This is a genomic window from Flavobacterium sp. LPB0248 (genome assembly GCF_013388355.1).
Classification (GTDB): domain Bacteria; phylum Bacteroidota; class Bacteroidia; order Flavobacteriales; family Flavobacteriaceae; genus Flavobacterium.
On sequence record NZ_CP058246.1, the window covers coordinates 3,532,673 to 3,545,877 of the forward strand.

5 protein-coding genes are annotated in these 13,205 nt (G+C 32.8%); 4 read left to right on the forward strand and 1 reads right to left on the reverse strand.

Annotated features, from left to right (window positions below; all coding sequences use genetic code 11):
- Positions 1–79 precede the first annotated feature (79 nt).
- Positions 80–2,485 (reverse strand): TonB-dependent receptor domain-containing protein, encoded by a 2,406-nt coding sequence (locus LPB248_RS14985; RefSeq protein WP_177212140.1) that lies wholly within the window; start codon positions 2,483–2,485, stop codon positions 80–82.
- 332 nt (positions 2,486–2,817) lie between these two features.
- Between LPB248_RS14985 and argS the strand changes: the two genes are divergently transcribed.
- The 4 genes from argS to LPB248_RS15005 all read left to right on the forward strand — a co-directional run bounded on the left by argS (position 2,818) and on the right by LPB248_RS15005 (position 13,195).
- Entirely contained in the window at positions 2,818–4,596 is a 1,779-nt protein-coding gene (gene argS, locus LPB248_RS14990; protein ID WP_177212141.1) for an arginine--tRNA ligase, read from the forward strand.
- 412 nt (positions 4,597–5,008) lie between these two features.
- Positions 5,009–8,215 carry a SusC/RagA family TonB-linked outer membrane protein gene (locus LPB248_RS14995; protein ID WP_177212142.1) on the forward strand — a complete coding sequence of 1,069 codons (3,207 nt, stop codon included), beginning with the start codon at positions 5,009–5,011 and terminating at the stop codon, positions 8,213–8,215.
- A 9-nt stretch (positions 8,216–8,224) separates the two neighbouring features.
- Positions 8,225–9,727 (forward strand): SusD/RagB family nutrient-binding outer membrane lipoprotein, encoded by a 1,503-nt coding sequence (locus LPB248_RS15000; RefSeq protein ID WP_177212143.1) that lies wholly within the window; start codon positions 8,225–8,227, stop codon positions 9,725–9,727.
- 315 nt (positions 9,728–10,042) lie between these two features.
- Positions 10,043–13,195: a SusC/RagA family TonB-linked outer membrane protein gene (locus LPB248_RS15005; protein ID WP_177212144.1), complete on the forward strand. Its 3,153-nt coding sequence runs from the start codon at positions 10,043–10,045 to the stop codon at positions 13,193–13,195.
- Positions 13,196–13,205: the final 10 nt, after the last annotated feature.

The following is a 13,205-nucleotide window of genomic DNA, read 5'->3' on the forward strand; positions in this document are numbered from 1 at the left end:
CTGGAGGTGGCAATCTCCAGACTTTTTTTCTACAAGAAATTATTCAAAAATTATTTAAAAAAAATCTTTTTAGGTAAGATTAGAACATTCCGCCCCCACCTTTATTAGTATTATCTTCTCTTTGTTTACGCTGTAAGTTTTTGATTTTTCCTCCTCCAAAGTTATAAGTCAAACCTAAATAAACCGTTCTGCTTTCCCAAGAAAACTGACCAGTTTGCGGATAAGGATAAATTCCATCAAAAGCATATTTCATTGTCTTGAAAACATCATTAAAACGTACACTAATGTTCATTTTGTTGTCTAGCAATGTGTAACGTGAACCAATATCCATTTTGTACATTTCATGTCGATTTTGCTGTACATCTTCAACCGGTCCTCTGTAAAAACCAAATAGCAAGAAGCTTAAGCGCTTTGTAGGTTTGAAGTTAGAGTTCATACGAGCATTAAATGCTGTAGTTGTTACACTGCGTTCAGTACCAGTTGGTTTATTAATTTCAAAAACTACACCTTGTTGTTTGATACTTGAAAAATCAATCGATGGTTGAATATCCCACCATTTTGTCAATTTATAATTTAACGAAACATCAAAACCATAAGCACTGTTGTGATCATAATTTGTATAGCTCAGGATTTGTTTGTATCCAGACGGATCATTTGGATCTGGACTCAATGTTCTGCTTATTTGATCATTAATGCTTCTTACATAAACACCTGCAGTAACACTTCCTTTTTCAAGTGTTTTAGTATAATTAACCTCCACCGAATTTGTAAACTGAGGTCTTAATTCAGGATTTCCATATGAAGTTACTAATGGAGTTGAGAATTCACGAATTGGTTTAGTTTGCTCTATACTTGGACGGTCAACACGACGGCTATAGCTAAATTGAAGAACATTTTTTTCATTCAAATTATACGTCAAATAAGCTGATGGATATAAAGTAATATAATCATCATTAAATTTATCTTGGCCGTGGTTTAAATTTGCTTGAACTTTATAGCTCTCAAAACGAGTTCCTAATTGGTAACTAAATTTTTTGAATTTTTGACCAAAAGTCACATAAGCCGAATAAATATCAGTGTCGTAAGTATAATTTGAAACTCTTTCATCAATAGGAACTAAAGGATTACCTGTATTGTAATCATTATTTGTTCTAGTAATTCTAGCTTCTGCGCCAGCTTCAAGCGTGGTTTTATCATTTAATGGATTTACATAATCAACATTTATCGTGCTCAATTTTCTTTGATCACCAATTTGATCGCTATAAATTACACTATTTGAAGTGTTGTCAGGTCTTGTTGTATTAGTATCAAAACTTGCATTTTGGTTTGATTTCGTATCACTGTAATTACCCTCAAAATCTAAAGTATGTCCTTCTTTTTTGAAAATATGTTTGTAAGCCAAATTGTAAGTTCCAGTTTTTGTTGGCCCTTTGTAAAGTGAATTTTGGTAAATGTTTAAAATATCTGGATCGCCATTGTTGTAATCGATATTAGTAATTACATTTCCGTTTCCAGTTGATTTATTTTGATTGGTATAGAAAGACAAAGTGTTTTTGTCATTAATTAAATAATCCATTCCTAACTTGTATAAGTAATTATCATTTTCGTTAGAAATTTTCAAATTTTGTTCTACATCCTGATCCAATCTTAAGATTCTACCTTTGTTATAGTACGTTCCAAAGTTTTGTCCTCCATTTCCAAAGAAGTTTACTTTTCCAGTTTTGTAGTTCAAATCAAGCGATTGATTGTATTTTGCAGTTTCACCAAAAGTAATACCTCCGCTATAGCTTCCGTTAAAACCAGTGTTTGCACTTTTATGCAATACAATATTAATGATTCCAGACATTCCTTCTGGATTGTATTTTGCACTTGGGTTTGTAATTAACTCAATTTTTTTGATAGAAGTTGATGGAATTTGTTTCAATAATTGAGCAGGATCAATGTTCGATGGACGGCCGTCAATTAATACACGTACATTGTCATTTCCGCGAAGAGAAAGCTTTCCGTCCTGATCTACATTTACAGATGGAATATTACTCATAATGTCAGATGCAGAAGCTCCAGCAGTTGTTAAATCTTTACCAACAGTAATTACTTTACGATCAATTTTTTGTTCAATTGTTGAACGTTCAGCAACTATATTTACACCTTTTAACTGAGTCGCTTCTTCTTCAAGAGCAACATTTACAGTTGCTGTTTTTCTATTTTCGCTTAAAATTACGGAACCAATATATTTCTTGAATCCGATATATTGAATTTCGATTGTGTAATTTTTTAAAGCAATGTTTTTAAATGAAAAGTCTCCGTTGTCATCTGTGTTTACTCCAGAAATCACTTTTCCATTTTCTTTAAGCGAAACAGTGGCATAAGAAATCGGCGCGTTGTTCGACTTTTCTGTAATTTTTCCAGAAATACTTCCAGTATTCTGGGCCTGTGCAGTTGCGATTATCCCTAATAATGCAAACAGAAAGAATTTTAATTTCATGATTTTTTTACTGATTATTTTTGATTTGATTGATGATGATGATTTCGTTTTGTTAGTTTTTCTTTTTTTGTTTTTCTTGATCTTAAAAAAATTAGAATCTCTAGTAAGACTCTTTTACAGCTGATATGTTACAAGAAATGCTAGAAAAAAGTATATTTTTTTTCTCATGGACTGTTTTGTAAGAGATTACGCTTTTGATTTTTCGATAATTTTAACAATTAATATTTAGGCTTTTTTGTCAAATTGAAACTCTTTTCTTGAATTTAATATGTTTTTGATTTTCTCTAATTGATGAATAAGCAGTATCTTTGCTCACTTTAAAATAAGTTTACATGTCATTATCACAAATTCTTACACCTTCTATACAAAAAGCAATACAAGCATTATTTGATGTTACTGTTGATAAAATCGAGTTCCAAACTACTAGAAAAGAGTTTGAAGGAGATATTACGATGGTAATTTTCCCTTTGCTAAAAGTGATTAAAAGTAATCCGGCTGAATTGGGAAATAAAATTGGAAATTATCTAGTAGAAAATGTCTCTGAAGTTGCTCGCTTTAATGTAGTTTCTGGTTTCTTGAATATTGTGATTTCAGATAGTTATTATCTGGATTTCTTTAATGGAATAAAAGACCAAAAACAATTCGGTTTTGTAGCTCCAAACCCAGAAGAAAAAGCAGTAATGGTAGAATATTCTTCTCCAAACACCAATAAACCGTTGCATTTAGGGCACGTTCGTAACAATTTGTTAGGATATTCTGTTGCTGAGATTTTAAAAGCTTCGGGTAAGAAAGTGTATAAAACGCAAATTATCAACGATAGAGGAATTCATATCTGTAAATCGATGCTGGCTTGGGAGAAATTCGGAAACGGAGAAACTCCAGAAACTTCTGGTTTAAAAGGAGATAAACTAGTTGGTAAATATTATGTAGAGTTTGATAAAGCTTATAAAGCTGAAATTAATGGTTTAATAGAAACTGGTAAAACAGAAGAAGAAGCTAAAAAACAAGCACCAATCATTATCGAAGCGCAGGATATGCTTAAGAAATGGGAAGCTGGAGATGAAAAAGTAATTGAGCTTTGGAAAAAAATGAACGAATGGGTTTATGAAGGTTTCGCAACAACTTATACCAATCTTGGAGTTAATTTTGATAAATATTACTACGAAAGCAACACTTATCTTTTAGGAAAAGATGTTGTTCAGGTAGGTTTAGATAAAGGAGTTTTTGAAAAAGATCCAGACGGTTCTGTTTGGATTGATTTGACAGATGAAGGTCTTGACAGAAAAATCGTTTTACGTTCTGACGGAACAGCGGTTTACATGACACAAGATATCGGAACAGCGATTCAACGTGTAAAAGATATGCCAGATGTGGGCGGAATGGTTTATACAGTTGGTAACGAACAAGATTATCACTTTAAAGTATTATTCTTAATCCTTAAAAAATTAGGTTTTGACTGGGCTTCAAGTTTATATCACTTATCATACGGAATGGTAGATTTGCCATCTGGAAAAATGAAAAGTCGTGAAGGAACCGTTGTAGATGCTGATGATTTGATGCAGGACATGACCGATACAGCAAAACAAATCTCAGAAGATTTAGGAAAATTAGACAGCTATTCTGCCGAAGAAAAAGCGAAGTTGTACAAAACCATTGGTTTAGGAGCTTTGAAATATTACATCTTGAAAGTAGATCCTAAAAAACGTATCTTATTTAACCCAGAAGAATCTGTTGATTTTGCTGGAAATACAGGTCCTTTTATTCAATACACATACGCAAGAATTCAATCGATAATCCGTAAAGCCGATTTTGATTTCTCTAGCAAAATTGAAATTGAAGAACTACATGAAAAAGAGAAAGAATTGGTAAAACAAATCGAACTTTTCCCAGAAGTAATTCAGAACGCTGCCCAAAATCATAGTCCGGCATTAATTGCCAATTATACTTACGATTTGGTAAAAGAATATAACTCTTTTTACCAATCGGTACATATTTTAGGAGAAGTTGATTTGACAAAAAAAATATTCAGAGTGCAGCTTTCTCAAAAAGTTGGCGAAGTAATTAAATCTGCATTTCAACTATTGGGAATTGAAGTTCCGGAAAGAATGTAGGAAAAAGAGATTAAACAGTTAATAGCAAAAAAAGCCAATAGTTTCGACTATTGGCTTTTTTTATTGTTTTTTTGGCTTTTAGAGACCAAATGTAAGAATATACTTCTTTAGTTTTGTCAATAGAAATAATTACAAAAATAGTTTATTGTTTAAGTTGTTGGTGAACAGTAGTATAATGTGTTGTTTTTGAGTTTTTAAGATATTCTTCCTATTATTATTTTTAACTATTTTGAATTAGTACGCTTTTAGGAAAAAGTGATAAAGGAATAAAAACCGTATAGATCCATAATCTATGCGGTTTTTTATTTTGTAAGTAAAATATTTCAAATTATTATGTTAATTAGTGATTAATTCTTGTTAAAATTATTTTAATTTTTTAAGTTCGCCCCCTAATAACTCAAAATGAAAAATAATGAAACAAAAATTAAAAGGATTAACAGTGCTTTTTTTTGTGTTTGTGTTGCAATTTACTTTTGCCCAACAAAAAAAAATTACAGGGACGGTTTCAGACAATGCAGGAATACCTTTGCCAGGTGTTAGTGTTTTGGTTAAAGGAACTAAATCAGGAACTCAAACTGATTTTGATGGAAAATATGTAATTAATGCCAGCTCGGATCAAGTTTTGGTGTTTAGTTATATTGGGATGAAAACGCAGGAAGTAGCTGTAAGTTCTTCTACAATTAATGTGAAAATGGTAGATGCTGGTGCACAAGAACTTGAAAGTGTTGTCGTAACGACAGCGATGGGTGTCAAAAGAGAGAAGAAGTCTTTAGGTTATGCAACGCAGCAAATTTCAGGAAAAGATTTAGACGGAGGAGCAGGAAATACAAATGTTTCCAATCTTTTATCTGGAAAAGCAGCAGGTGTAGAAGTTTCAAGAAATACAAATTTTGGAGGATCGACCAATGTTGTCATTCGTGGAAATAAATCTCTTACAGGAAATAATCAAGCTCTGTGGGTAATAGATGGAGTTCCGATAGATAATACAAATAATAATACCACTTCTCAAACAACTGGACGTGGCGGTTATGATTATGGAAACAGCGTATCTGACATTAATCAAGAAGATATTGAGAGTATTAATATTCTTAAGGGTGCTGCAGCAACAGCTTTGTATGGATCTCGAGCAGCAAACGGAGTGGTAATGGTTACGACTAAAAAAGGAAAAAAAGAAGATAAAAAAATCGGATTTACTTTTTCAAGTAATTTGACTGTTGGTACTGTCGATAAATCTACATTTCCTAAGTACCAGAACAAATATGGTTCAGGATACGGAATTGGAACTTCTTTCTTAGATCCAGACAGCAAAATTCCTACAGTAGATACCTCAAATGATGCTTCCTATGGAGACGCATTTACTGGACAGCCAGTTTATCAATGGGATGCATTTACGCCATATTCAAAAAATTATGGAAAAGCTACACCTTGGCAGGCCGCTAAAAATGATCCGATTACTTTTTTCAAAACAGCGCAAACAACCATAAATAGTTTGTCTCTCGAAAAAGCTACCGAAAAATCAAATCTTTCTCTGTCTTATGTAAATACACTGCAATCGGGTATTTTGCCTAATAGTGAATTGAAAAAAAATCAATTAAGTGCTAGATTTAGTCAAAACATTACAGACAAGTTAACAGCAAATGCATATGCAGCAGTTACTTTACAAAGTACTATTGGTAGAAACTCGACAGGATACAATGATAATATTATAGGTAGTTTTAGACAATGGTGGCAAACTAATACTGATATAGAAGAATTGAAAAATGTTTATAATGCTTCGGGAGGTAAAAATATTACTTGGAACTGGAGTGATCCTAGTTCACCAGATGGATTAGTGCCCGCTTATTGGGATAATCCATATTTTACTCGATATCAAAATTACTCTTCAGATAATAGAACACGTTTTTTCAGTTATGCATCCCTTAATTATAAAATTACAGATTGGTTAAGTGCTTTAGGACGTGTGTCGTTAGATACTTATAAAGAATTGCAAGAGGAAAGACGTGCGGTAGGTTCTATTGCATCTGGATTTGGATTATCTCCGGTCGATGAAAATTCTGGTTATCAGAGATACGATAATAATTTTCAAGAAGTCAATTATGATTTCATGTTGAATTTCAATAAAAAAATTGGAGAAAATATTAGTTTGACTGGAGTATTGGGAGCAAATGTAAGAAGAGATGATAAGGAAAGTGTTCTTTCGTCAACAATTGGCGGTTTGGTGACACCTGGAATATATGCATTATCAAATTCGAGATATGCTTTACCCTTTCCAAAAGAAACAAAATATACAAAACAAGTAAACGGAGTGTATGCTCAGGCATCTTTAGGTTTTAAAGATACTTACTTTCTAGATGCTTCTGTTAGACGTGATGTTTCTTCAACACTTCCAGACAGCAATAATTCATATGTGTACCCTGCTGTTTCTGGATCTATTTTATTTTCTAATTTGATGAAACAAGAGTGGCTAAATTTAGGAAAATTTAGAATGAATTATGCTGAGGTAGGTAATGATGCAGATGCTTTGCAGCTTAATAACACCTATGTGAGAAGTTCTAATTTTGATAATCAATCAATGTATACTTTGCCAAACATCAATAAAAATCCAAATCTAAAACCTGAAAGAACAAAATCTTTTGAAGTTGGTATAGAAACAAGTATGCTCAATAACCGTTTAGGATTTGATGTTACTTATTATAAGACAAATTCAGTAGATCAAATTGTTTCGGCAGCTGTGTCTTCTGCATCTGGTTTTACAAATGCAGTAGTAAATGGAGGTGATATTGAAAATAAAGGTCTAGAAATTCAAATTACAGGTACTCCTATTAAAATGAAAGACTTTAGTTGGGATGTTACTGTAAACTGGTCAAACAATAAAAGCAAAGTTGTTTCATTGCCAGGGGGAATCGAAAATTTACAGTTAGCTAGTTTTCAAGGTGGAGTTACAACCAATGCAACAATAAATGAAGCTTACGGAAGTATCAAAGGGACAGATTATGTGTACACCAATGGGCAGCCGACTGTAGATCAAAAGACTGGTAAATATATGATTACCACTACATCTGATAATACAATAGGAAACATCACTCCAGATTGGATTGGAGGTTTAAGAAATCGATTTACTTATAAAAATGTTTCATTCAGTTTTTTAATTGATACCCAGAAAGGAGGAGATATTTTTTCTTTGGATATGTACTATGGTCTTGCTACTGGATTGTACAAAGAAACTGCAGCAGGAGATATTCGTGAAAAAGGTATTCTTAATGCAGGAGTTGCGCCTGATGGTCAGCCAAATAAAGTGATGTCGCAAAATCCAGGAACCTATTCTAATAATTATGGTTATTTAGCTCAGCCTGCCAAAGCATTTGTGTATGATGCTTCGTATGTAAAATTAAGAGAAGTTTCAATCTCTTACAATTTTCCTAAGAGTATGTTTGAAGGAACATTTGTCAATTCGGCAACCTTTAGTTTATTAGGATCTAATTTGTGGATAATAAGTAAACATTTGCCTTATGCAGATCCTGAAAGTGGATTGTCTTCAGGAAACAATTCTAGGGGTTATTCTGTTGGGTCATTGCCTACCACGAGAGATATAGGCTTCAATTTAACATTTAAATTTTAATACAAGATCATGAAAAAAATAATATACTTTTTTAGTGTTTTAGCACTTACAAGTTCATGCAGTGATTTGACGGACTTAAATGTAGACAAAAAAAATCCTTCTGAAGTTCCTGCTTCGTCACTTTTAACCAGTGCACAAAAAGGTATTGCTGAACAAATTGTAAATACAAGTGTCAATAAAAATATTTTTAGACTTGTAAATCAGCAATGGACAGAAACAACATACATTGATGAATCAATTTATCAATGGACCACAAGAAATATTTCAGGTAACCATTGGGGGGCTTATTTAGCTGGCACAACTACTAATGATGGGGCTTTAAGCGATTTGATGAAGGCAAAAGAATTTATAGAAAAAGAAGTGATTTTAGCTTCTGATCCCGAGTTTGAAGCAAAAACGGCTACAAAAAAAAATCAACTTGCCTTGATAGATATTTTGACTGTTTACTCTTATCAAATTTTGGTAGATACTTTCGGAGACCTTCCTTATTCTGAAGCGCTAAAAGGTTCGGGTAATTACCTTCCAAAGTATGATAAAGCGATTGATATTTATAAAGATTTAATCGTGCGTCTTGATAATGATATCAAAGATATTAATACAAGTTATAACGCATTTGGTAATGCAGATGTTATTTATAATGGTAATATGATATCATGGGTGAAATTTGCCAATAGCGTTAAATTAAAACTGGGGATTAATCTTAAAGTTTCAGGATTAGAAGATGTAATTGCAGATAATGCTATTATTTCAGCATCAAAAGGAGTTTTTGAATCAAATTCCGACAATGCAAAGATTTATTATGAAAAAAATGTTCCCAATACCAACCCTCTATATGTAGATTTAGTCTTTGGTGGAAGACATGATTTTGTGCCTGCGAAACCTTTTGTAGATGCATTAGTTGCTAAAAATGATCCAAGAGTAAAAGCTTATTTTGCTCAAAATTTAGAAGATGATAATGGAAATCCTTTACCGTATAAAGGAGGAGTTGTAGGAACAAAAAATAGCTTTGGAAAATTTACACATATAAGTGATAAAATCCAGGCACCTGATTTTCCAGGCACCTTTCTGGATTATGCCGAAGTAGAATTTTTATTGACAGAGGCTGTAGAAAGAGGTGTTGCAATCGGAGGAACCGCAGAAAGCCATTACAACAATGCAATTAAAGCTTCTATGGAAGATTGGGGATTGAGTGCTGTAGATGCAAATAACTATTTAGCCCAAGCGGAAGTTAATTATACTACTGCAACAGGAACATGGCAACAAAAAATTGGAGAGCAGGCCTGGTATGCAATGTATAATAGAGGATTTGAAGGTTGGACATTTACAAGAAGACTAAATTTCCCGATTCTTAGCCCACCTTTAAATGCCGATGCGGCAGCAGAAGGACAAATTCCATCAAGAATGACATATCCTATTAGAGAGCAGACTTTAAATGCGACTAATTATAATGAGGCCGCAATATCTATTGGTGGTGATAAATTAAAAACCAAATTATTTTGGGATAAAGACTAAAGAGACTTGATCAATAAGTTAATTTACTTCTGACATATAATTTAATCTAAACCAACAGCTATCAGATTAAACTCTGGTAGCTGTTGGTTTATATAGACTTTTTCGATTTTAATAACAATAAAGCTGTTTTAATCATAATTGTTTATCCTGTTCTGCTTTTTATAGTAAAATATAAGTTTTAGATTACTTTTTAATGTGTTTCATAGTTATTTTGTAATATAAATAATACTTTTTTAATTGTTAAATAGTCAGAAAATCTTGTTAAAATTATTTTAATTTTTTAAGTTCGCCCTCTATAATTAAAAAAACAAAATAATGAAACATAAATTAAAAGGATTTATGGTGCTTTTTTTTGTACTGACGATGCAGTTTGGTGTTGCTCAGGAGAAAAAAATCACAGGAGTAGTTTCAGATGCAAATGGACCAATTCCAGGTGTAAATGTAATGGTCAAAGGGACTAAAACAGGAGTACAATCAAGTTTTGATGGAAAGTATGTAATAAACGCTAAAATTGGAGATGTTTTGACGTTTTCTTACATGGGTTTTAAAGATGTTAATTTAACCATTAAATCTAGTTCTGTTCTGAATATTAAAATGCAAGAAAGTGGGAAAGAATTAGATGAGGTGGTGGTTGTAGCTTATGGTAAGCAAAAATTGAAATCTGTTGTGGGGTCGATGGCCGTTGTTGGCTCTGAGGTACTGGAAAAGCAACAAAATGTAAATGTGTTGAACGCATTGCAAGGAAGTGTTGCAGGTGTTAATATTATTTCTTCTGGAGGTATGCCTGGCGAAAATCCTACAATTCGAATAAGAGGAGTTGGTTCAATTAATGCTTCTGCTGAACCGTTGATTGTTTTGGATGGTGCTCCTTTTAGTGGAAATATGAACACAATAAGCTCTGATCAAATTGAATCGATGACGGTATTGAAAGATGCTTCATCAACAGCTTTATATGGTTCAAGAGGTGCAAATGGGGTAATACTTATTACAACAAAAAGAGGAAAATTAAATTCTCTACCAAGAGTTAATTTTACTAGTTCTGTTGGATTTGCTAGTAACGCGGTGCCTTTGCATAAATTACTTAGCACTGATGATTACATGAAGCTTAGTTGGGAAGCCATCAGAAATACAAATCAGTACATCAATAAACAGACTCCTGATGTGGCTGGTCTGAATGCTTCAAATTCTCTGATTTCTAGACTTGGTTATAATCCTTATACTGTTTCGACCCCTGTTGATGCCAATGGTAATTTAGTTACAACAGATAAAAAATGGGATACAAATTGGGCTGATTTAATGTTAAATAAGGCGGCAGTACGAAAAGAAAACACTTTATCTGTATCTGGTGGTAGTGATAACACTAGATACTTTTTTACTTCTAATTATTTATCGCAAGAAGGAAATGTTGCTACGTCTAAATTTGAGCGTGCAACAACACGTCTTAGCATTGATACCAAAGTGAACAATTGGATGAAAGTTGGTGCAACGATGTTTTATTCAACCTCGAATCAAAATTTTCCTTCTCAAAGTGGCACTAGTTTTCAAAGTGCAATTCAATGGATTTATAATGTTCCGTCAATTTATCCAGTTTATCAAAGAGATAATAATGGAGATTTAGTATTTGATGGTAATGGGCAAAAAATCTTTGATTATGGTGCAACCTCTGGACAATTGTTAAATGGTAACAGACCGAAATACAATAATGAAAATGCTTACGGATCTCTCTATATGTATAAGGTTGGTTACAAACGAGATAATTATACCGCAAATGCTTACTTAGAATTTACATTAGCTAAAGATTTGACATTCAAAACAAATTTAGCATATGATAAATATATCTATGATTATTATAATTATGCAAGTAATGAAGTAGGTTATGCAGCAAGTGTTGGCGGAAGAGTTACTCAGGAAAGAGATATTACAACGTCGACAAATTTAATTAATAGTTTGAGCTATAAAAAATCTTTCGGAAGTCATAATTTTTCTGCGGACTTAATACAAGAGTCATATAATTTCAAAATAGATGCTTTGGAGGCTCAAGGGGAAGGTTTTTTGCCTGGGGTAAAAGTTTTAGATGGCAGCACTACGCCAGCAAGTGTTGGAGGGTATGTCTCAGAGGATAGAATCTCAAGTTATCTAGGACGTTTAGCCTACAATTATGAGGAAAAATATTTTATAGAAGGCTCTTATAGAAGAGACGGGTCTTCGAGATTTAATTCAAATGTTAGATGGGGAAATTTTTATTCAATAGGAGGGTCGTGGTTAATATCTCAGGAAAATTTCTTAAAAGAGAATTCTGTTATAAGCGAATTAAAATTAAGAGGTTCTTATGGTGAGCTAGGGAATAATCAAACAGTTGATATTAACCAAACGGTAGATGGTAATTATAGACCTAATTATTTTCCTTACAAACAATTATTTGAGACAGGATACAATGAATTAGATAATACAGGAGTAGTTTTAGGTTCTGCGGTTGATCCATATTTGACATGGGAGAAAACGGCTTCTACTGATATTGGACTTGATTTTGGCATTTTCAAAAATAGATTGACAGGAACAGTTGATTACTATAACAAAAAATCTATTGATCTGATTTATACAAAACCTCTTCCAGGCTCAACAGGAAACACTGGTATTACTACAAATGTTGGAGCACTCAAAAATTACGGATGGGAGATTGCATTAAACTCTAAAAATATTAAAAAGCCAAATTTTGATTGGACATCTGGCGTGAATCTATCATTTGATAAAAATAGAATTACAGAACTTACACAAGAAAGTTATATAAATGGAACTAAAAGATGGGAAGTTGGTCGCTCTTTGTATGATTTTTACCTTCAAGAGTGGGCTGGTGTAGATTCAGAAACTGGTTACGGAATGTGGTATAAAGATGTTTTAGGTGCCGACGGTAAGCCAACAGGAGAAAAAGTTACGACCAAGGTATATTCTGAAGCCACTAGATACTATAATGGTAAGTCATCTTTACCTGATTTTGTTGGTGGTTTCACGAACTTTTTTAGATATAAAAATATTGATTTAAACGTTTTGTTTAATTTCAGTTCTGGATCATATGTTTACGACAGTAGTTATATTGGTCTGATGGAAGGCTTTAAAAGTGCAGGACAAGCAGCAAGTCAAGATATTGAAAATCGCTGGCAAAAGCCTGGTGATATAACAGATGTTCCATTATTGTTGGCTTCAAATAATGATTTCAATTCTCAATCGACAAGATTCTTATTTAGAAATGATTATGTAAGGCTTAAATCGTTAAATTTTGGATACAATTTTCCTCAAAGTGTTCTCGATAGAACGAGTCTCTCTAAAGTAAGGTTGTACTTTCAAGGAGACAATTTATGGACTTACCAATCTCATAAAGGTCTCGATCCAGAGCAGAGTTTTGCAGGTACTACAAATAACAGATCTTATAACTTAAAAGTCGTTTCTTTTGGACTTAATTTAGAATTTTAAAATAAAAATA

Coding starts and splice junctions, on each gene's coding strand:
- LPB248_RS14985 (WP_177212140.1), bottom strand. CDS start 2,485: ATGAAATTAAAATTCTTTCTGTTTGCATTATTAGGGATAATCGCAACT.
- argS (WP_177212141.1), top strand. CDS start 2,818: ATGTCATTATCACAAATTCTTACACCTTCTATACAAAAAGCAATACAA.
- LPB248_RS14995 (WP_177212142.1), top strand. CDS start 5,009: ATGAAACAAAAATTAAAAGGATTAACAGTGCTTTTTTTTGTGTTTGTG.
- LPB248_RS15000 (WP_177212143.1), top strand. CDS start 8,225: ATGAAAAAAATAATATACTTTTTTAGTGTTTTAGCACTTACAAGTTCA.
- LPB248_RS15005 (WP_177212144.1), top strand. CDS start 10,043: ATGAAACATAAATTAAAAGGATTTATGGTGCTTTTTTTTGTACTGACG.